The following is an 18,781-nucleotide window of genomic DNA, read 5'->3' as shown; positions in this document are numbered from 1 at the left end:
CGCGCGCAAACGTATCCGTTCGACGGCTTCGCCTGCGGCGGATACTGCCCAGACTTCGAGTCCGGTGTATGGCGGGCCTCGCCTGGCATGGTGATCGCCGCAGGGGAGTGGCGCCAGCGCTCTGGAGGTGCTGGTGCCTTCGGCGCGCTGCATGTCCATCTCACCAGATACGCGCGCGACGATCGGCGCCTGCGGGGTCTGCCGTCGATCGAGGACCGGACCGACCTCCCCGTGTCGGCGCCGGAACTGGATGCATGGCTTCTGCCCGGGCAGCTACGGGCCGGCCCGGAAGTTGCCGCCGCCGTCCCGACGGCAGTTCGGCCGTCGTCCGCGGGGACCAGCGGGAGATGCGGGAACGCTCCGGGTGCGCACACGATGGCCTTGTACGCACCGTCGATGAAGGGATTCGTCGTGCCCAGAGGATCCAGCTCCAAGCGCGAGCGCCAGTACGAGCACATCAAGGAATCCGGCGAGAAGCGCGGTATGTCCGAGTCCCGTGCCGAGGAAATGGCCTCCCGCACCGTGAACAAGGAACGCGCGCGATCCGGGGAAAGCAAGACCTCGAGCCGCAGCTCGACCCAGGGCAAATCTGCCTCGCAGCGGGGCGGCCAGAAGTCCAGTGGCGGCGGCTCGTCTGAGCGGACCAAGGACGACCTCTACCAAGAGGCGAAGAAGCGCGGCATCGAGGGCCGCTCGACCATGACCAAGCAACAACTGAAGAACGCCCTTGGCCACTGACTCCGGCCGCCGCGCACTCCCACCAGGCCAGCGGAGCGCCCAGCGTCCGGTCCGGGCTCGCTCCGCTCAGTGGGCGGCACGCAGCCGCGTCCCGGGTGGCGCTGTTCTGCGCCGCCGTCGTGCAGCCTCAGCCGACCAGGGCGACGAGCTTCCGGTACTCCAGCTGGTCCGTTCGTTCAGCGATCAGGTGGACGCGGGCATCTGCAAGGCAGTCCTTGAGGGACGCGAAGGCCGCTGCGTAGTTGTCCGTCTCACCGCCGCCGGCAGCAGTAGGCTGCCAAAGGATCAACAGCTGTTCGTGTCTGCGTGCGCCCTCCCGGGAGGCGAAGGACAGCTCGTGGACGACCAGACGCGGCTCCCCGTCGGGCAGGGCCTGGAGCAGCTCCTCGTGGGTCAAGTTGGCCTCGACCTCCACCACCAAGGCGCCCGCAGGATCCGCACGGCGCAATACCACCGTGTTGATCTCCCGTGTCTCCTTCATGTGCCGGAGGGCCTCAATGGCCCCTGCGGAGAGGAACGCACGACTGCTCACAGGAATCTCGCCTCATTTCGTGGCCGCTACCCCGGCTTCAACGGTGCGGGCCCCACCGGGGTTGCGGTGCTCGGGCTCGCACGACGTGTCCGACGGGGTGACCGACAGACGATGCGGAAGGGCGGCCACGAGCCGCCGGCCCGGCGGGGGCTTCGCCCCTGCCTCCAGGTGAGTGACCGTTTCCCTTCCGGCGGCGTGTGCGGAGTCGGGGCGATGAGCACTGTGCGAGGGTGCTCGGGCTTCGGCCAGCACTCGCCAGTCAGGAGTCATCCATGCTCGAACGCAAGCAACTCAAGGGCCGCACGCAGATCACCTTCGTTCTTCCCGCCGACACCCCGGACGGTCCGGTCAGCGTGGTGGGGGACTTCAACCACTGGGACCCCGCCGCGCACCCGCTCCAGGTCCGGGGCGACGGCATGCGCGCGGCCACGGTGGTCCTGCCCACGCACAGAGGCCACTCATTCCGGTACCTGGCGGCCGGCGACCACTGGTTCGACGACGATCAGGCCGACGGCCATGACGGCACGAACAGCCGCGTCAACACCTGACGAGGAGTGCCCCATGGATGCGATCGTGCTGCTGCGCGAGGACCACAAGACCGTCGAGAAGCTGTTCAAGCGGTTCGAGAAGACCTCCGACGACGACACGGCCGAACGCCGCCGGCTCGCCGACGAGGTGATCGAGGAGCTCACCGTCCACGCCTGGATCGAGGAGAAATTCTTCTACCCGGCCGCCCGCGAGGCCGCACCCGACACGACGGATCACATCCTGGAGAGCATCGAGGAGCACCACGCGGTGGTGTGGATGCTGTCTGAGATCAAGGACATGGACCCCGGCGACGAGCGGTTCAAGGCCAAGATGAGCGTGCTGATGGAACAGGTCCGCCACCACGTCGAGGAAGAGGAACAGGACTGGTTCCCGGAGGTCCGCAAGGTGATGGGCCGCAACAGACTCACGGAGCTGGGCGGTGAGCTGGAGGCCGGGAAGAAGCAGGCCCCACGCGATCCCCTGGCCGTTCCCAGCGCCGACTCGAAGTGACCCGACCACGGCGCCGGACAGCCGGCCGCCCCTGCGGCAGACTGGGTCTGGTGGCAGCGGCGGTGATCGCAGCGGCCGGGTGCGGGGCCCCTGCGGCACGACAGGACGCCGCAGCCGCGGCAGGAGCCGCCTTCGAAGCCGCCGTCGCGGCCGACGACCACGTCCGGGCTTGCGGGCTACTGGCTCCGCAGACCCGCAAACAGCTGGAGCAGGACGAGCAGAAGGCCTGTCCCGCCGCATTCGCGTCGCAGGAGTTGCCCAGGACGCGCGGTATCCAAGGGGTAGAGGCGTACGGGCGGCAGGCGATGGTGCGTATGACGGGCGACACCCTGTTCCTGTCGCTGTTCACCGGAGGCTGGAAGGTCGTCGCCGCCGGCTGCACACCGCGGCCCGACCAGCCCTACGACTGCCTGATCAAGGGGGCATGAGGCGTGCGGATCCTGTTCGTCGCCACCCTGGTGGTCATCCTGGGCGGGCTCGGCTACTTCATCACCATCGGGGTGCTCCAGCGATGACCGACAGCCGCGAAACGCGCAAAGGGCTCTGGCGGGAGAACAGCCTGACCCTCGCCTTCGGCATCGCCTTCCTGGTGGTGCTCGTCTGCCAGGCCATCGCCGGGCACGCCGAGTTCAACGAACAGATGACGGTCGACGGCCTCCAGCCGCTCAGCTTCGGCGAATACCTGACCTCATCCGACTTCGCCGTGGACGTCACCGAGAACTGGCAATCGGAGTTCCTGCAGTTCTTCCTCTACATCTTCGGCACGGTGTACCTCGTCCAGCGAGGCTCCCCGGAGTCCAAGAAGGTCCACAAAGCCGGTAACGAAAGCGAGCAGGAGCAGCGCATGGGCGACCACGCGCGCCCCGACTCGCCGCGCTGGGCGGGCACCAAGGACTGGCGCCAGACCCTCTACGCCCGCTCCCTGGGCACCGTCATGGGCACCCTGTTCGTGCTCTCCTGGCTGGCCCAATCCATCACCGGCACCGCCGCCTACAACGACCAGCAGCTCCGCCAACTCGAGGATCCTGTCAGCTGGGCCGGCTACGTGGCCACCCCTGATTTCTGGAACCGGACCCTGCAGAACTGGCAGTCCGAACTCCTCGCCGTCGCCGCCATGGTCGTCCTGTCCATCTACCTCCGCCAGCGCGGCTCCCCTGAATCCAAACCGGTCGGTGCCGCCCACACCACCACTGGCATCGAAGGCTGACCAGCCCCGGCCGGTAATCCCCAATTCAAGCCTCTGCCGCCTGCGGGGAGGCTGCCAGGGACCTGATCACGACCGCGCTGACACTCAGCTGACGCAGTCGGTCACGGGCGGGTGGGCCTCTGGTGTTGCCACTGCTCGAGCAACACCTCTGCGGGCAGCGCGCTGCCGTCGGGAGCCACGCCCTCACCCGCCTGCCCCATCCCGACCGGCCAAGGGGGAAAACCATTCGCCGACCACACCCGATTCGAGGCTGAGGTCTTCATCCTCAGCCCGGACGAAGGTGAGCCCCGCCGGACCACGGAACGGCGCAATAGGGGCAATAGCCAGCGGACGGCCGACCCGATCCTGCTTCGGTACGAGTGCCGTGGTCGGGCATGGAGATCGTCACTCCGCATGATTCCGAGGCCCGATACAGCCAGAAGGTCACTGCCGCCGGACAGCGGGACTGGATCGGCTACCGCGACCACCAGACCGAAACCTGCGATGGCACAGGTCCCATCGTGCGGCCCTGCGGCGTTCTAGGTGTATTGACCCGCAGCGTTGTTGACTCGGGTGATGGGCGGGTGTCCGCCGAGTGCGGTGTGGCAGCGGTGGTGGTTGTAGGTGTGGAGGAAGTCTGCCAGGGCGGCGGTCCGCTCGTCGTTGGAGGTGTAGGGCCGCAGGTAGGCCCATTCGTCGAGCAGGGTGCGGTTGAAACGCTCGACCTTGCCGTTCGTCTGCGGCCGGTAGGCGCGGGTGCGCTTGCCGGCCGCGCCGAGGTCGGCGAGGGCCTTCTTCCAGGCCTTGGCCTTGCGGTAGGACCAGGCATTGTCGGTCAGGACCCGTTCGATCCGGTCGATGCCGTGGCCGGCGAAGAACTCGGCGGCCCTGCGCAGGAAATCCGCACAGGTGTCGGCCTTCTCGTCGGTGTGGATCTCGCTGTAGGCCAGGCGGGTGTGGTCATCGACCGCGGAGTGGACGTAGTCGTAGCCCACGCCGCTCTTCCTGGCCCGTCCGGCCTGGCGGCCCAGCACCTTGTGGCCGCCGCCGTCGGGGATCCGGCCGAGTTTCTTCACGTCGACGTGGATCAGCTCGCCTGGCCTCTCGCGTTCGTAGCGGCGGATCACGCGGATTCAGAACGACGGTGGGCCGACTACCGGGCCATACGGCACGAGCCTCAGAGAGCACTATTTTTTCGCGGGATGGGACTCATGGGGTCCAGGTATCCCGGCACCACTGAAAGACCATATCGAGGCGAGGATAATTGCAGCTACTCCCGAAGGCGCGGACCCCGGCGTACAATGAATATGCAACGGCGGTATTCGTATGTGGGGCCTAAACATCTACTGCAAGAGACGCAGAACTGGGGAAAAGGACGTGCGGTTCGGGGGGTCGAACAGCTGACGCGGGCCGACCTCGAAGAAATGCAGACATACGTTGTGGACGTAACGGGGACCCTACTACTGGCCCCTAGGGGAAGTGAGCATGTTGCATGCGCCGGCGGGAAAGCAGTCCTAGGTGCCGGTGAAATCCGCTTCGCGCAAAGCGAGAACACCTGGCGGGTGAGCGAGATAAGTAATCTGTCCACGGGCTACGGGCCGGATGTGCTTTCCTGGCTTTCAGTAGCCCATGCGCTCGATCTGGCCGGTATCCAGCGGCCGGACGGGTTCACACACGCGGTGATCTTTCGCCGGTGCGTGGATTGCCTAGGTCTCAATATCGGCCGGGACGGGTGGTTCGTGTGCGCCCTCTGCGACGGCGACCTCCCGGCCGATTGGAACGTTGAAGTTCAGGAATGATTCCTATAACGGATTCGAGCCAGTGGGCTGACCTCGGGGGGGACTCTAAGGAAATGGCAGTACGGCAACAGGCTTGGATGCGGAGGGTGCGACCTGCCTTGCGACGACCGGTTGCTTGATCATGGTGGGCAAGTCTGAGGTGCCCCGGGGGGAAGCGAGTGTCGGCCTGAGCCCTCCCAATCTGCGTGACGTGCCGTCAGGCAAGTCAGCATCTGGTCAGCATCGGTCCCCCCACAGTCCGAAGCGGCTATCCGATGCGACGCCTGGTCGGCAGCGTCACAACAGCCTGGTGCCCACAGAAGTGCAGGCCAGGAGCCTTCTCGTCAGAGGCAGCCGATTTTCCTTAGGATCTCCGATCCTACGTCTGCCGGTGTAGAGTGCAGGACGCCCTTGACCTGCAGAAAGCGGGCAGGGAGCCGTCTTCCAGGAGTCCAAAATGCTGCGCACCATGTTCAAGTCCAAGATCCACCGGGCCACCGTCACCCAGGCCGACCTGCACTACGTCGGATCCGTGACCATCGACGCCGATCTGCTGGACGCCGCGGATCTGCTGCCCGGGGAGCTGGTCCACATCGTGGACGTCACCAATGGCGCGCGCCTGGAGACCTACGTCATCGAGGGGGAGCGCGGGTCCGGGGTCATCGGGATCAACGGCGCCGCCGCGCATCTGGTGCACCCCGGGGACCTGGTCATCCTCATCAGCTACGCGCAGGTCGAGGACGCCGAGGCGAGGGTGCTCAAGCCCCGCGTCGTGCATGTCGACGGCGACAATCGGATCGTCGAGCTGGGCGCGGATCCCTCCGCCCCGGTGCCGGGTACGGATCAGGAGCGCAGCCCGCACGCCGTGGCTGTCTGACCTGAGCCGTCTGAGGGGAGTGGGGGACCATGGTCGAGTTCACGGACGAGCGGAAGGCCGGAAGGCTGCTGGCCGTCGAGGGCGGGACGGCGGTGGGGTTCATCGCCTACTTCGTGCTCGCCGAGGCCCCGCACGCCCTGGTGGCGGTGCACACCGTCGTCGAGCCGGGCCATGAGGGCCGGGGCATCGCCGGGGATTTGGTGAAGACCTTCTACGGGATCGCCGCCGCCGAGGGCGTGCCCGTGGTTCCGCTCTGCCCGTACGCGGCGAGCTGGGCCGCCAAGCACCCCGACCAGGCGCCCGAGCCGGCCGCCGAGGTCGTGTCGGCGGCCAAGCTCCAGCTCGCCGCGGATTCGGAACTCTGGTGACGGACCCGCTCGGGCTGCTCGCCCAGGGCGCTCAGGCCCGGGCCCAGGCCGGGGCCCGGCAGGCCCCGTAGGGGCATTTCTCGCGCCGTCGCGGGAAAATGGCCATATGGTGCGAAAACTCGAAGAGACGCAGCCACCGGTGCCCGAGCCCGAGCCGACCCCGGACCCCAGCCCGTTCCCCGACCCCGGGCCGATCCCGCGCCCCGTGCCGCCCGTGCCCGGCCCCTTCCCGGAGCCGGACCCGGTGCCTCCGCCGCCAGGGCCCGCGCCGATACCGCAGCCCGGGCCCTGGAGCTGAGCGGCCTCAGCTCGTCTGGACCTCGGAGCGGTCACCGCTCCAGAGGGTGTGGAACGAGCCCGCGCGGTCGGTGCGCCGGTAGGTGTGCGCCCCGAAGAAGTCGCGCTGCCCCTGCGTGAGGGCCGCGGGCAGCCGCTCCGTGCGCAGGGCGTCGTAGTACGCCAGCGACGCCGCGAAGGCGGGCACCGGGATGCCCTGGCGCACCGCCGCCACCAGCACGGACCGCCAGCCCTCCTGGGCCGCCCCGATCTCCTCGGCGAAGTGCGCGTCCGCCAGCAGGCTCGGAAGCCCGGGCCGCGCGTCGTACGCGGCCCGGATCCGGTCCAGGAACGCGGCCCGGATGATGCAGCCGCCGCGCCACAGCGAGGCCACCGCGCCCAGGTCGATGCCCCATCCGTACTCCTGGCTGCCGGCCTGGATCTGGTGGAAGCCCTGGGTGTACGAGACGATCTTCGAGGCGTACAGGGCCTCCTCCACCTGGGCGGCGAAGGCCTCCGCCGCCTCCGGGGAGAGGGCGGCGGCCGTCGGGCCGCCGAGCCCGCGTGCGGCCGTACGCAGGTCCGCGTGGCCGGAGACCGCCCGGGCGAACACCGCCTCGGCGATCCCCGACACCGGCACGCCCAGGTCCAGGGCGATCTGTACGGTCCAGCGGCCGGTGCCCTTCTGTTCGGCGGCGTCGGCCACGACGTCCACGAACGGGCGGCCCGTCGCGGCGTCCGTGTGGGCGAGCACCTCCGCCGTGATCTCGATCAGGTACGAGTCCAGGCGCCCCCGGTTCCAGGTCCGGAAGGTCTCCGCGATCTTCGCGGGGGAGTAGCCCGCGACCTCGCGCAGCAGGTGGTACGCCTCGGCGATGAGCTGCATGTCGGCGTACTCGATGCCGTTGTGCACCATCTTGACGAAGTGGCCGGCACCGTCGGGGCCCATGTGTGAGGTGCACGGCGTCCCGTCGGCGGCCTTCGCGGCGATCTTCTCCAGCAGCGGGCCGAGGGACGCGTACGACTCCTCCGAGCCGCCGGGCATGATGCTCGGGCCGAGCAGCGCGCCCTCCTCGCCGCCCGAGATGCCCACGCCCACGAAGTGGATGCCCTGCTCGCGCAGCTCCTTCTCGCGGCGCCGGGTGTCCTCGAAGTGCGCGTTGCCGCCGTCGATGATGACGTCGCCCTCCTCCAGGAGCGGCGCGAACTCGCGGATCACGGCATCGGTCGGATCCCCGGCCTTCACCATGATGACGAGGCGTCGGGGGCGCTCCAGCGCGTCGACGAACTCCTTCGCGGACTCGGCCGCCACGAACCTGCCCTCGTGGCCGAACTCCTGCACGAGCGCCGTGGTCTTCGCGGCGGTGCGGTTGTGGACGGCCACGGTGAAACCGTTGCGGGCGAAGTTCCGGGCGAGATTGCTGCCCATGACCGCGAGCCCGGTGACGCCGATCTGGGCTGTGCTGGTGCTCATCGTTGCGCTCCTGCGTGCTTCGGTGTGCGGGGAATGCCGACGCTACATCGACGCGGGCGGCTACCGGTCCGATCGCCGCCGAGAGAGTGTCAAATTCCGCTGGAGGGCGCCCTGTTGCGCCCCTTGTCATGCTCTGATCGTGACGTTAGGTTGTGCGGTTCCTGATGTCTTCGATGGGGGCTCCCATGGGTGTACGGGGCCGGCACCGCCGGTATCAGCCGAGCAGCATCAACCGCGCCTCGCTCGCCGTCACCGCCGGCGGCGCCGGGATCGCGCTCCCGCTCATCGGCGCCGGAGCCGCGCACGGCGCCTCCGTGGACACCTGGAACAAGGTCGCCGCCTGCGAGTCGACGAACAACTGGCACGTCAACACCGGCAACGGCTATTACGGCGGCCTCCAGTTCAGCCAGAGCACCTGGCGGGCCTTCGGCGGTACCGCTTTCGCCGCCCGCGCCGACCTGGCCACCAAGGACCAGCAGGTCGCGGTCGCGGAGAAGGTCCTGAAGGGCCAGGGGCCGCAGGCCTGGCCGCAGTGCGGGAAGCAGGCCGGCCTCAGCCGCAGCGCCGCGTCGCCCGCCGTCGCGCCACAGGGTCAGGACCCGAAGGCGCAGGGGGCGCAGGGGGCGAAGGCCGAGACGCGGCAGACCAAGGCCACCGTGCCCCGCCCCACCGGAACCTCCGTGCTGCCGAACCCGTATGTGGTCGCGCCCGGCGATTCGCTCTCGGCGATCGCCACCGAGCAGCACGTCGAGGGCGGCTGGCAGGCGCTCTACGAGACCAATCGCGCCACCGTGGGAAGCAATCCGGACATGATCTTCCCCGGGCAGCGGCTCACCCTGCGGATCACCGCGGCGCCGCCGGCGCAGAACCCGGAGAAGCCGCCGCGCACGGCCGACCCGGTGAAGCCCGTGGAGCCGGCGGCGGAGAAGCCGGCCGCCAAGACCGCGGAGAAGCCGGCCGAGAAACCGGTGGAGAAGCAGGCCGAGAAGCCCGTCGAGAAGCCGGCGCCGCAGCCCGCCTCAGCGCAGCAGAAGCCGGCCGCGGGCGGATTCTCCGCCCCCGTCGACGCCTCCATGGGTACCGCCTACCGCGTCGCGGGCTCCTCCTGGTCCAGCGGCTATCACACGGGCGTCGACTTCCCGGTGGCGACCGGAACCTCCGTCAAGTCGGTCGGCCCCGGACAGGTCGTCTCCGCCGGCTGGGCCGGTGCATACGGCTACCAGGTCGTCATCCGGCACACCGACGGCCGGTACTCCCAGTACGCCCACCTGTCGGCGCTCGGCGTCAAGTCCGGCCAGCAGGTCTCCGGAGGCCAGCGGATCGGCCGTTCCGGCTCGACCGGCAACTCCAGCGGCCCGCACCTGCACTTCGAGATGCGGACGGGACCCGGCTACGGCTCCGACATCGACCCGCTGAAGTACCTCCGCTCCCACGGAGTCGACATCTGACCCGCGTACGTGCGAAGGCACGGCGGTGAGCAGGACCAGCCCGGTGGCCGCCACCACGGCGCTGGCCAGGGCCGCCGCCGTGCCTCCCGTTCCGTACCGGAAGCCCTCGTCGAACAGCGAGATGCCGACCGCCGCCGCGACCACGGGATTGACCACGGTCACCGTGGCCAGCGGCGCGGTCAGCCCGGCGCCCCGGTAGGCCGCCTGCGAGAGCAGCAGCCCGCCGGACGCCAGCACCGCGATCGCCGCGAGATCGGGCCACAGCGCGCCCAGCGTGCCCAGGCCCAGCGTGCCCAGCGAGTCGCTCTCGGCCACCGACTTGGTGAACACCGACGCCATGCCGAAGGCCGTCCCGGCCGCCGCGGCCAGCAGCACGCTGCGCAGCACCGCCCGGTGCATCCGGTGCGCCGCCAGGAACAGCGCCGCCACCCCGGCCGCGGTCGTGACGAGCAGCAGGCTCCGCTCACCGCCCGCCAGGGCCTGCGCCCGCCCGTCCCCGCCGGTCAGGGCCAGCAGCCCGGCCAGCCCCACCGTGGCCAGCACCGCCCCGCGCCAGGCCGCGGCGCCCGCCCGGCGCCGTACGAAGACCGCTGCCATCGGGAGCGCGAAGACGATCGTGAGCGCGCCGAGCGGCTGGACCAGACTCAGCGGCCCGTACGCGAGGGCCACCACGTGCAGCAGGGCGCCGAGACAGTTCAGCCCCACCGCGACCCACCAGCCGCCCCGCCGCAGCAGCGCGTACGGGCGGTTCGGCATGGTCGCCGCGACCTGTTCCTGGACGATCGCGCCACCCGCGTACGCAAGGGCGGACACGAGGCAGAGCAGGGCCGACAGCGCCAGTGCACTCATGAAGTCCACAATGCCCGACCCGACTTCGCTATTCCTCCGCCCACAGGGGGTCACGGGTCATACTCCTGGCGTAGTACAGGAGTACGCGATCAGGCATGCGGGGTGGCGCCGAAAGGCCACGTCCGGACGCGTACGGTGACACCGCGCACGCGTTATGTGAGCCCGGGGGCAGCGGGTTTTGTCCCGGGCGCGTCGGATCCGTACAGTTCCCCTTTTGGGGACTTCCGCAGCAGGCGGATGCGGACGAGTGATCAAGGAACGGCAGCGGCCATGACGGTGACCGAAGACAGCCAGGACTACGGGCACGCATACGGACCGGGCATCGACCCCGAGCGGCTGGCCCTCTGCCTCAGCGTGCTCGACGAGCTGGACAAGCTCGACGTCGACCACCCCGACGCGATCACCGTACGCCGCGCCACCGCCGGCCTGTACCGCACGGTCAAGCAGCGCCGCCGCCAGGAGCGCCGCGCCGCCAAGACCGCCAACGACAAGGCCGTCACCGAGGCGACCGCCACCGGCTCCGCCGAGCGCATCGACGACGAGACCGAGGGCATCCTGCCCTCCTCGGTAACGGAGACCGGCCGGATCGCCGGAATACTCCAGCGCCCGCGCTCCTGCTACATCTGCAAGACGCGGTACGTCGAGGTCGACTACTTCTACCACCAGCTCTGCCCGAGCTGTGCCGGCGAGAACCGCGCCAAGCGCGAGGCCCGCGCCGACCTCTCCGGCAAGCGCGCGCTGCTCACCGGCGGCCGGGCCAAGATCGGCATGTACATCGCGCTGCGGCTGCTGCGCGACGGCGCCCACACCACGATCACCACCCGCTTCCCCAAGGATGCCATCCGCCGCTTCAAGGCGATGGAGGACTCGGCGGACTGGATGCACCGCCTGGAGGTCGTCGGCATCGACCTGCGCGACCCGGCCCAGGCCGTGGCGCTCGCAGACCAGGTGGCCGAGGCCGGTCCGCTGGACATCCTGATCAACAACGCGACGCAGACCGTGCGCCGCCTGCCCACCGCGTACGCCGCGCTGGTCGAGGGGGAGAGCGCCCCGCTGCCGGCGGGCGAGCTCCCCGCCCACCACGTCATCGGCGCCTTCAACTCCGGTGCGGTCGACGGCCTGGCTGCACTGCCCATCGGCGTGAGCGGGCTCGAGGCGCAGAAGGTCGCCGACCTCGCCCTGGTCGCGGGCAACGCCAGCCTCGAACGGCACCTCGACGGCACCGCCATCGACGCGGGCGGCCTGCTGCCGGACGTAGTCGAGTCCAACACCTGGGTGCAGACCATCGACCAGATCTCCCCGGTGGAGCTGCTCGAGACCCAGCTGTGCAACTACACCTCGCCGTTCATCCTGATCAGCGCGCTCCGGCCTGCGATGGCCGAGGCGGCCCGGAAGGCGTCCAGCGGGCGTGCGTACGTGGTCAACGTCTCGGCGATGGAGGGCGTCTTCAGTCGCGGCTACAAGGGTGCGGGGCACCCGAACACCAATGCCGCCAAGGCTGCGATGAACATGGTGACGCGGACCAGCGGCCAGGAGATGTTCCAGACCGACCGCATCCTGATGACCTCGATCGACACCGGATGGATCACCGACGAGCGCCCGCACTTCGACAAGCTACGCCTCGCCGAGGAGGGCTTTCACGCCCCCCTCGACCTGGTCGACGGCGCGGCCCGCGTCTACGACCCGATCGTGCGCGGCGAGGCCGGCGAGGACCTGTTCGGCGTCTTCCTCAAGGACTACGCCCCCGCGAACTGGTAGTCCGCCCCGGCCCCCGGCCCTACTGGATCCCCGCGATCGACCCCCTCGGCGAACCGAGGGGGTCGTTCCCGTTCCGGGCGTGAACGGCCCGGTAGGCGCCCGCCGCGACCAGCTCCAGCACCGGCCGCCAGTCCTCCAGCACGCCCGCGTCCAGGCCCGCCGCGTCGGCCGTGTCATGTGCCTGGCGCAGGGCCGCCGCCGCCTCGCCGTCCGGTCCGGACGCCGCCAGCGCGCGGAGCCCGGCCTCGTCCCCGGCCCGCGCCTGCAGCCGTACCAGCCGGGTCACCCGCTCGCCGAGCAGCGGGCGGACCGCCTCCGCGTAATCGGTCCGGGACGCTCCGTCACCCGGACGGAGCAGTTCGCCGAGATCCTGTACGAGCCCCGCGATCTGGAGCTCCTTGTCGAAGGGGTGTGCGCGGCGCAGCAGGGCCGCGGTCCGCATCCCACGGCCGTCGCGGCAGGCATGGAGAAGATCCATCAGCTCCGGAACGCTTGAGATGTACGGCACTTCGAACCCCCGCATTCCGGACCTCGCCACCGCCGCTCCCTCCGTCGCCCCCGCGCGCATCCGGCGTCGAGCGGACCATGCTTGACGCACCCGCGGGTCGAAGACTTCCTGAACTCGCGGCGAAAACAAGAGGGCGACGCGGTTTTTGCCTTTCTATCGAGCGGAGGCCCGCTCATATGTGTACTCTGGGGCATCAAGAAGGCCCCATCCGGGCCACGCTCCACCAAGGCGCCACCGCGTCCGGAAACCCTTGAAGCCCTTGCCCGGCGCGCGGTCCGCCTGCCGGGTTGCGCGACACTAAGGAGTGCGCGGTGACAGAAACCACGAAGCCCGAACCGACGTTGCTGGAGCGACCGGGGCCGCGGCCCAAGTCGCGGACCGACGAACTCGGCAGCCTCGAAGTCTGGGCGCGGTCCGCCCCCATCCGGCTGGCGGGGTACGAGGACGACCTGGCGGAGTCGCACATCCTGCCCGGCGTCGACTAGCGCGACCTGAGTGACGAGAGCGACCGGATCGGCCGGGTCGGCCAGACCGTCCTGAGCGACCGGACCGACCCGTCCGAAGTGAAGAGCGGTACAGAGCGCCCCCGTGCCCACCCGCACCGGGGGCGCTGCCCTGTCCCGTCGAGGACGCCGCCGCGCGGGTTCCCGAACCGCGTACGCCGTGAGCGTCATCGCTGAAAGCGATCACCACTTCCCGCGGCCCGGCCGCCCCGGCAGGCTGAGCCGCATGAAGCTGCTGATGCTGGGTGGAACCGAATTCGTAGGACGCGCGATCACCGAGGACGCCCTCGGCCGGGGCTGGGAGGTGACCGTCTTCCACCGCGGCCACCACGCGCCCCCGCCGGGCACCTCCGCCCTGCACGGCGACCGCACCGCCCCCGGCGGCCTGGACGCCCTCGCCGAGGGGGAGTGGGACCTCGTCGTCGACACCTGGGGCGGCGCCCCCACCGCCGTACGCGACAGCGCCCGCCTGCTGCGCGAGCGTGCCGGGCGGTACGTGTACGTCTCCAGCCGCTCCGTGTACGCCTACCCCGCCCCGGCCGGCCAGGGCGAGGACGGCCCGGTCGTGGAGGGCTCGCCCGACGCCGCCTCCGTCGCGTACGCCGAGGACAAGCGGGGCGCCGAACTGGCCGCCCTGGACGCCTTCGGCGACCGCGCCCTGCTGGTGCGCGCCGGGCTGATCCTCGGCCCGTACGAGAACGTCGGCCGACTGCCCTGGTGGCTGCACCGCACCGCCCGCGGCGGCCCGGTGCTCGCCCCCGGCCCGCGCGAACTCCCGCTCCAGTACATCGACGTACGCGACCTCGCGCGCTGGACCCTGGACGCGGCCGGCGCCGGGCTCAGCGGCGCGTACGACGTGGTCTCCCCGGCCGGGCACGCCACGATGGGCAGCCTGCTGGAGGCCTGCGCCGCCACCACCGGCGGCACCGCCGAACTGCGCTGGACCGACCCGGCCCCGATCCTGGAGGCCGGCGTCCAGCCCTGGACCGAGCTGCCGGTCTGGACCGGGACGGGCGAGCCCCACGAGTACATGCACGGCGGTGACGTGTCCAAGGCCCTGGCGGCGGGCCTGAAGTGCCGCCCGGTCGAGGAGACCGTGGCCGACACCTGGGCCTGGCTCCAGAGCCTCGGCGGGATCGCCCCGCAGCGTCCCGACCGGCCGGCCCCGGGCCTCGACGCGCAGCGGGAGGCCGCGCTACTCGGGCTCTGACCAGGCGGCTTCCGCGAGCCGGGTGGGCGGCAGGTACTCGCGCAGCAGTGTGCGGTGCCACCAGGCACCCGTCTCGCGCAGCTCCCGCCAGGTGGTGAACCGGTAGCGGTACAGCAGGGCGCGGACATAGCGGGGCGGCGCGTCCGGGAAGGGGTTGTGGCGCAGCAGCCGCAGCGTGTCCCGGTCGCCCGCCAGCAGCCGCTCCACGAACGGCCCGAACCAGTCCCGCGCATAGCCGGGGGAGAGCGCCGCGAACCACATCAGCCAGTCCAGGCGCAGATGGTACGGGGCGAACTGGCGCGGAATCCTGCGAAGTCCGCCCGGCTTCCCCTTGAAGCCGTACTCCCGCCAGTCCCCGTCCGCGTGCGGCATCCGGTCGGCGGTTCCCTCCACCACCACCTCGTCCCGGATCCGGCCCACCGTGCCGAACGCCCCGTAGGTGTTGACCAGATGGAGCGAGTCGAAGGAGCGGTTCATCACCTGGCGGCGCGAGACCATGTTGAGCACGGGATGCCTGCTCAGTGCCAGCACCAGCACGGTCACCGCGCAGACCAGGACCACGAACCACACCGGAGCCGCCCGCGAGGCCGCGGCCGGGGGAGCGCCAGCGAGCCCGGTGAAGTCCACGGCCGACAGGGCCAGCGTGATCGTCAGCCAGTTCAGCCAGGCGAAGTTGCCCGACAGCACCAGCCACAGCTGCGTCGCCACGATGATCCCCGCGGCGTACGAGGCCACCGGCTGCGGAGTGAACAACAGGACCGGGACGACCAGTTGGGTCACGTGGTTGGCCGCGCACTCCACCCGGTGCAGCGGCTTCGGCAGATGGTGGAAGAACCAGCTCAGCGGCCCCGGCATCGGCTGCGTCTCGTGGTGGTAGTAGAGGCAGGTGAGCTTGCGCCAGCAGGAGTCCCCGCGGATCTTGATCAGTCCCGCGCCGAACTCCACCCGGAAGAGCACCCACCGCAGCAGCCACAGCACCAGCACCGGCGGCCCGGCCCGCGCGTTGCCGAGGAAGACGGCGAGGAATCCCACTTCCAGCAGCAGCGACTCCCAGCCGAAGGAGTACCAGGTCTGCCCGACGTTCACGATGGAGAGGTAGAGCAGCCACAGCAGGGCCCACATCCCCATGGCCGCGCCCAGCGGCACCTCGTCCCCGGCGCCGGCGGCCAGTGCGGCGGCCAGTACCGCCCCGGCCCAGGCGCATCCGGCGAACAGCCGGTCGGAGTAGCGCAGTTGGAACAGGCTCGGGGCGCGCCGGAAGGGCACGTACCGCACGTAGCGCGGTACGGGCAGCATGCCCCGCGCCCCGATCAGGGCCCGGAACTGCAGGGCGGCCCCGACGAAGGCGAAGAGGTAGACACCGGCGAGGGCCCGCTGGAAGACCAGCCGGCCCAGCCAGTACCCGGGCGCCGTGAACCAGTCCATCGCCTCCAGTATCGGACCGGTCAGGCGGTGGTGGCCAGCCTGCGCACGTGGCGGCCCAGATGGCGGGCGTAGCGCAGCTGGAGGAAGGGGACCACCGGGCCCGCGAGCCGGGTGTACCAGCAGGCGGGGCGACTGAAGGCGGTCACCGTGAACCACACGACGCCGTCCCGGTCCATGTCCACGATGAAGGACTCCTCCCCGCACTCCGGGTGGCCCGTCAGGGTCCCGTACGCGAAACCGATCCGGGCGGGCTCGTACGCCGTCCAGACCACCTGGCACGGAGCGTCGATCCGCAGCGGCCCCGAGCCGATCCCGACGGTCACGCGGTTGCCGGTCCGGACGGCGACGGTGCTGTCGATGTCGCCGCGGACCCGCATGCCCGAGGCCCGGTGCGCCTGGAAGGTGGTCACCGCGATGCCGGCGGCCTCGAAGGCGGCCCGGCCGTGCCCTATGCGGGTGCGGTGGTGCAGGTGGTGGTATCCGGCGGGCAGCGGCCGCTCGGCGGTGGCGCCCCGGTCGGGGTAGCTGAGGGCGTTCCGGCCGGCGCTGATGAGGCGGGTCATGGCGTGGTCTCCTGTCGGTCTGCGGTCAGTCGGCGCCAGGCCAGCACCGAGCACAGGGCGAATCCGAGGGCGTTTCCGAGGCCGTGGGTCGCGGCCATCCAGGTCAAGGTGGGGTGCGCGATCCCGGTGGCCTCGCCGACCGCCCACCACAGGGCGAGCAGCATGGTGGCCAGCAGGACCGCCGCCGAGGTCGCGAGCAGCGCCCGCGTGGTCCGGTCTCTTCCGGCCGGCCGGATCTCCCGCCAGGTCAGCAGGGCCACGGCCCACATCCCGCCGGTCAGGACCACCGCGCCCGCCAGTTCGGCCCAGTCGTCGACGAAGTAGCCGAGGAGTACGAGCAGGGTGCCCGCGGGGACGCTGTACGCGGCCCGGCGCGCGCCGGGTCCGGGTACCGCGGCCCGGCACACCAGACCGGCGACCAGGGCGGCGGTGAATCCGGCGAAGTGGAAGTGGGGCACGGTGAGCGCCAGGATGTCGAGGTCGAAGCCGAACAGCCGGTGACCGGCGCGCTCGGCGACCATGGCGGTTCCGGCGATCGACGGCGAGACCAGCGCGGTGGCCACCGCGACGTCCGCGGGGCCAGGGGGTGTCTTGCCTGTCAGGACGGCGGGGGCCCGCACCGCGAGGGCCAGCGTGGCCGCCGCGTACAGTGCGGCGAGCGTCGTGGCGAGTGCTCCGCGCGGCAGCCAGAGGGACACCGCGCCGAGGGTGGCGGGCAGCGGCCACAGGCGGGCGGCCCGGCGGAACCCGGCCGGGTCGATCAGGCGCAGCCCGGCCGGGACCACGTAGAGCATGCCCAGGGTGACGATCATGTTCACCAGTACCGTCACCGCGGGCTCCCCTCCCGGTTGCGGCCGAACGCTTTGAACGCGTTCAATCCACGGCCGTGACTCTATGGGATTCCTTGAACATGTTCAAGAAGCGCTCCGGTTGCGGCCTTCGCGCGGATGCGGCAGACAAGAGGGAGCATCCGGGGCGAAAAGGGAGATCCACGTGTACGCACCGACACCTCCGACACCTCGTCAGGCGCCGCGCCGTCATGCACCGGCTGGCGCCGCTCTGTTCGCGGCCCTCGGCCTGTTCGCCGCGGCATGCGGCGGCTCCGAGGAGCCGCGCGGGGCCGCGGGATCCGAGAGCCAGGAGGTCCACCTCCAGCCCGTGGCCGCCGCGGGCCCCGCCCCCTTCACGGCCACCTCGGCCACCGCCGAGTCCGCCCCCGTACAGCCCCCGCTGCCCAACCCGACCGGGCAGGGCATCCGCACGGTGAACGCGGGCACCCCCGGCCTGTACGGCGGCACCGAACGGCTCGGCAGCTGCGACGTGGAACAGCAGGTCCGCTCCCTGACAGCCGACAACGCCAAGGCCCGCGCCTTCGCCAAGGCATCCGACATCGAACAGGCGAAGATCCCCGAATTCCTCCGCGGCCTCACCCCGGTGGTGCTCCGCGCCGACACCCGGGTCACCAGCCACGGCTTCCACGACGGCCGAGCCGACAGCTTCCAGGCCGTCCTCCAGGCCGGCACCGCCGTGCTCGTCGACCAGCACGGGATGCCCCGGGTCCGCTGCGCCTGCGGCAACCCGCTGCTCGCGCCGCGCGCCCCCAAGGGCTCCCCGGTGCACAAGGGCGACCCGTGGAACGGCTACCAGCCCAACCAGGTCGTGGTCATCGAGCCCACCACCCACGTGATCAACAACCTGGTCATCGTCAACATCGCCGACAACACCTGGATCGAGCGCAAGAGGGGCGACGACGGAGCCCAGGACCGGACCCCGCAGGTGCTGCCCGAGTTCGACCCGGCCGACGGCATCCCCACCGGGCCCGTCACCCCGCCCGGGGCCGCGCCCGCCGAGCCCTGCCCGACCTCTGACAGGAACAGCCTCGCCCGCACCGCGCCGCCGGCGGCCGGGCCCGAGGACTGTTCGTCGCAGCCGCCGAACGCACAGGCCGCGCCGGGCGAGGGGCAGCGGCAGGATCCGGCGCTGCCGCCCGGCCCGGCCAACCCGCCGCAGCAACAGCAGCAGCCGCCGAACGACCTGTCGCCGGAGGACGGGCCGCTGTCCGACCTGCCGCCGTCCGACCTGCCCTCGGACGTTCCCATGGACGTTCCATCGGACCAGCCGTCCGAGGTGGCGCCGGACATCCCGACCGACCCGTCGCAGCTCCCGTACGACCCCTTCGACCCCAACGTCGTCCCGGACGAGCAGCAGCCGCCGCCGGTCGACCCCGGCTACCCGCTGGAGAGCGCCTGA

General features: G+C 70.8%; 19 protein-coding genes and 2 pseudogenes. 13 read left to right on the top strand and 8 right to left on the bottom strand.

Annotated features, from left to right (window positions below; all coding sequences use genetic code 11):
- Nucleotides 1-411: 411 nt before the first annotated feature.
- Complete coding sequence (locus ACGFYQ_RS31980; protein ID WP_393749742.1) at nt 412-738, top strand: plasmid stabilization protein; 327 nt, start codon at nt 412-414, stop codon at nt 736-738.
- A gap of 127 nt (nt 739-865) precedes the next feature.
- Here the strand turns inward: ACGFYQ_RS31980 and ACGFYQ_RS31975 are convergent, their stop codons facing one another.
- Complete coding sequence (locus ACGFYQ_RS31975) at nt 866-1,270, bottom strand: hypothetical protein (RefSeq protein ID WP_393749672.1); 405 nt, start codon at nt 1,268-1,270, stop codon at nt 866-868.
- A 272-nt stretch (nt 1,271-1,542) separates the two neighbouring features.
- Here ACGFYQ_RS31975 and ACGFYQ_RS31970 point away from each other — a divergent pair, with 272 nt between their 5' ends.
- From ACGFYQ_RS31970 to ACGFYQ_RS31955, 4 genes are all read left to right on the top strand, one after another.
- Complete coding sequence (locus ACGFYQ_RS31970; protein ID WP_393749671.1) at nt 1,543-1,818, top strand: isoamylase early set domain-containing protein; 276 nt, start codon at nt 1,543-1,545, stop codon at nt 1,816-1,818.
- 13 nt (nt 1,819-1,831) lie between these two features.
- Nucleotides 1,832-2,308, top strand: coding sequence for a hemerythrin domain-containing protein (locus ACGFYQ_RS31965; protein ID WP_393749670.1), 477 nt, complete (start codon nt 1,832-1,834; stop codon nt 2,306-2,308).
- A gap of 50 nt (nt 2,309-2,358) precedes the next feature.
- Nucleotides 2,359-2,736, top strand: coding sequence for a hypothetical protein (locus ACGFYQ_RS31960; RefSeq protein WP_393749669.1), 378 nt, complete (start codon nt 2,359-2,361; stop codon nt 2,734-2,736).
- An 83-nt stretch (nt 2,737-2,819) separates the two neighbouring features.
- Complete coding sequence (locus tag ACGFYQ_RS31955) at nt 2,820-3,515, top strand: DUF6766 family protein (RefSeq protein ID WP_393749668.1); 696 nt, start codon at nt 2,820-2,822, stop codon at nt 3,513-3,515.
- A gap of 518 nt (nt 3,516-4,033) precedes the next feature.
- Here ACGFYQ_RS31955 and ACGFYQ_RS31950 read toward each other — a convergent pair.
- A pseudogene (locus tag ACGFYQ_RS31950) lies at nt 4,034-4,615 on the bottom strand (integrase core domain-containing protein); the annotation flags it as partial.
- A 441-nt stretch (nt 4,616-5,056) separates the two neighbouring features.
- On the opposite strand from ACGFYQ_RS31950, the gene ACGFYQ_RS31945 reads away from it, so the two are divergent.
- The 3 genes from ACGFYQ_RS31945 to ACGFYQ_RS31935 all read left to right on the top strand — a co-directional run bounded on the left by ACGFYQ_RS31945 (nt 5,057) and on the right by ACGFYQ_RS31935 (nt 6,517).
- On the top strand, nt 5,057-5,293 hold the full coding sequence (locus ACGFYQ_RS31945; RefSeq protein WP_393749667.1) for a hypothetical protein: 237 nt from the start codon (nt 5,057-5,059) through the stop codon (nt 5,291-5,293).
- A 436-nt stretch (nt 5,294-5,729) separates the two neighbouring features.
- A complete protein-coding gene (panD, locus tag ACGFYQ_RS31940) occupies nt 5,730-6,149 on the top strand; it encodes an aspartate 1-decarboxylase (protein WP_393749666.1) in 420 nt (139 codons plus the stop codon).
- 29 nt (nt 6,150-6,178) lie between these two features.
- Nucleotides 6,179-6,517, top strand: a complete 339-nt coding sequence (locus ACGFYQ_RS31935; protein WP_393749665.1) for a GNAT family N-acetyltransferase — start codon at nt 6,179-6,181, stop codon at nt 6,515-6,517.
- Between the two features lie 304 nt (nt 6,518-6,821).
- Here the strand turns inward: ACGFYQ_RS31935 and gndA are convergent, their stop codons facing one another.
- Nucleotides 6,822-8,267, bottom strand: a complete 1,446-nt coding sequence (gene gndA, locus ACGFYQ_RS31930; protein ID WP_393749664.1) for an NADP-dependent phosphogluconate dehydrogenase — start codon at nt 8,265-8,267, stop codon at nt 6,822-6,824.
- Nucleotides 8,268-8,452: 185 nt separating this feature from the next.
- Between gndA and ACGFYQ_RS31925 the strand changes: the two genes are divergently transcribed.
- Nucleotides 8,453-9,715, top strand: a complete 1,263-nt coding sequence (locus ACGFYQ_RS31925; protein ID WP_393749663.1) for a transglycosylase family protein — start codon at nt 8,453-8,455, stop codon at nt 9,713-9,715.
- A gap of 105 nt (nt 9,716-9,820) precedes the next feature.
- Here ACGFYQ_RS31925 and ACGFYQ_RS31920 read toward each other — a convergent pair.
- Nucleotides 9,821-10,564: pseudogene (locus ACGFYQ_RS31920) on the bottom strand (DMT family transporter); the annotation flags it as partial.
- A gap of 270 nt (nt 10,565-10,834) precedes the next feature.
- Between ACGFYQ_RS31920 and ACGFYQ_RS31915 the strand changes: the two are divergent.
- Nucleotides 10,835-12,322 carry an SDR family NAD(P)-dependent oxidoreductase gene (locus ACGFYQ_RS31915; protein WP_393749662.1) on the top strand — a complete coding sequence of 496 codons (1,488 nt, stop codon included), beginning with the start codon at nt 10,835-10,837 and terminating at the stop codon, nt 12,320-12,322.
- A 19-nt stretch (nt 12,323-12,341) separates the two neighbouring features.
- Here ACGFYQ_RS31915 and ACGFYQ_RS31910 read toward each other — a convergent pair whose 3' ends face one another.
- Entirely contained in the window at nt 12,342-12,800 is a 459-nt protein-coding gene (locus tag ACGFYQ_RS31910) for a hypothetical protein (RefSeq protein WP_393749661.1), read from the bottom strand.
- Nucleotides 12,801-13,141: 341 nt separating this feature from the next.
- Here ACGFYQ_RS31910 and ACGFYQ_RS31905 point away from each other — a divergent pair, with 341 nt between their 5' ends.
- Both ACGFYQ_RS31905 and ACGFYQ_RS31900 read left to right on the top strand, forming a co-directional pair.
- Nucleotides 13,142-13,315 carry a hypothetical protein gene (locus ACGFYQ_RS31905; RefSeq protein ID WP_393749660.1) on the top strand — a complete coding sequence of 58 codons (174 nt, stop codon included), beginning with the start codon at nt 13,142-13,144 and terminating at the stop codon, nt 13,313-13,315.
- Nucleotides 13,316-13,559: 244 nt separating this feature from the next.
- Nucleotides 13,560-14,543 (top strand): NAD-dependent epimerase/dehydratase family protein, encoded by a 984-nt coding sequence (locus ACGFYQ_RS31900; RefSeq protein WP_393749659.1) that lies wholly within the window; start codon nt 13,560-13,562, stop codon nt 14,541-14,543.
- On the opposite strand, the gene ACGFYQ_RS31895 is transcribed toward ACGFYQ_RS31900, so the two are convergent.
- From ACGFYQ_RS31895 to ACGFYQ_RS31885, 3 genes are read right to left on the bottom strand one after another with little or no spacing between them, the layout of a single operon-like run.
- Nucleotides 14,529-15,968, bottom strand: coding sequence for a lipase maturation factor family protein (locus tag ACGFYQ_RS31895; protein WP_393749658.1), 1,440 nt, complete (start codon nt 15,966-15,968; stop codon nt 14,529-14,531). The genes ACGFYQ_RS31900 and ACGFYQ_RS31895 overlap by 15 nt on opposite strands.
- A gap of 20 nt (nt 15,969-15,988) precedes the next feature.
- The gene (locus tag ACGFYQ_RS31890) at nt 15,989-16,531 is read right to left on the bottom strand and encodes a DUF1990 family protein (RefSeq protein WP_393749657.1); all 543 of its coding nucleotides are present in this window, start codon (nt 16,529-16,531) and stop codon (nt 15,989-15,991) included.
- Nucleotides 16,528-17,361, bottom strand: coding sequence for a YndJ family protein (locus tag ACGFYQ_RS31885; protein WP_393749656.1), 834 nt, complete (start codon nt 17,359-17,361; stop codon nt 16,528-16,530). Before ACGFYQ_RS31885 ends, ACGFYQ_RS31890 begins: the two co-directional genes overlap by 4 nt.
- Before the next feature lie 163 nt (nt 17,362-17,524).
- Between ACGFYQ_RS31885 and ACGFYQ_RS31880 the strand changes: the two genes are divergently transcribed.
- A complete protein-coding gene (locus ACGFYQ_RS31880) occupies nt 17,525-18,781 on the top strand; it encodes a DUF6777 domain-containing protein (RefSeq protein ID WP_393749655.1) in 1,257 nt (418 codons plus the stop codon).

The sequence above is a fragment of the Streptomyces sp. NPDC048258 genome, assembly GCF_043201995.1.
Lineage (GTDB): Bacteria > Actinomycetota > Actinomycetes > Streptomycetales > Streptomycetaceae > Streptomyces.
Note: the sequence above shows the minus strand (reverse complement) of the source record. Positions and strands in the feature narration are given on the sequence as shown.

Excerpts from the sequence above, each read along its gene's own strand:
- ACGFYQ_RS31970 (WP_393749671.1), top strand. The coding sequence starts at position 1,543 with ATGCTCGAACGCAAGCAACTCAAGGGCCGCACGCAGATCACCTTCGTT.
- ACGFYQ_RS31965 (WP_393749670.1), top strand. The coding sequence starts at position 1,832 with ATGGATGCGATCGTGCTGCTGCGCGAGGACCACAAGACCGTCGAGAAG.
- ACGFYQ_RS31955 (WP_393749668.1), top strand. The coding sequence starts at position 2,820 with ATGACCGACAGCCGCGAAACGCGCAAAGGGCTCTGGCGGGAGAACAGC.
- panD (WP_393749666.1), top strand. The coding sequence starts at position 5,730 with ATGCTGCGCACCATGTTCAAGTCCAAGATCCACCGGGCCACCGTCACC.
- ACGFYQ_RS31935 (WP_393749665.1), top strand. The coding sequence starts at position 6,179 with ATGGTCGAGTTCACGGACGAGCGGAAGGCCGGAAGGCTGCTGGCCGTC.
- gndA (WP_393749664.1), bottom strand. The coding sequence starts at position 8,267 with ATGAGCACCAGCACAGCCCAGATCGGCGTCACCGGGCTCGCGGTCATG.
- ACGFYQ_RS31925 (WP_393749663.1), top strand. The coding sequence starts at position 8,453 with ATGGGTGTACGGGGCCGGCACCGCCGGTATCAGCCGAGCAGCATCAAC.
- ACGFYQ_RS31915 (WP_393749662.1), top strand. The coding sequence starts at position 10,835 with ATGACGGTGACCGAAGACAGCCAGGACTACGGGCACGCATACGGACCG.
- ACGFYQ_RS31910 (WP_393749661.1), bottom strand. The coding sequence starts at position 12,800 with ATGGATCTTCTCCATGCCTGCCGCGACGGCCGTGGGATGCGGACCGCG.
- ACGFYQ_RS31900 (WP_393749659.1), top strand. The coding sequence starts at position 13,560 with ATGAAGCTGCTGATGCTGGGTGGAACCGAATTCGTAGGACGCGCGATC.
- ACGFYQ_RS31895 (WP_393749658.1), bottom strand. The coding sequence starts at position 15,968 with ATGGACTGGTTCACGGCGCCCGGGTACTGGCTGGGCCGGCTGGTCTTC.
- ACGFYQ_RS31890 (WP_393749657.1), bottom strand. The coding sequence starts at position 16,531 with ATGACCCGCCTCATCAGCGCCGGCCGGAACGCCCTCAGCTACCCCGAC.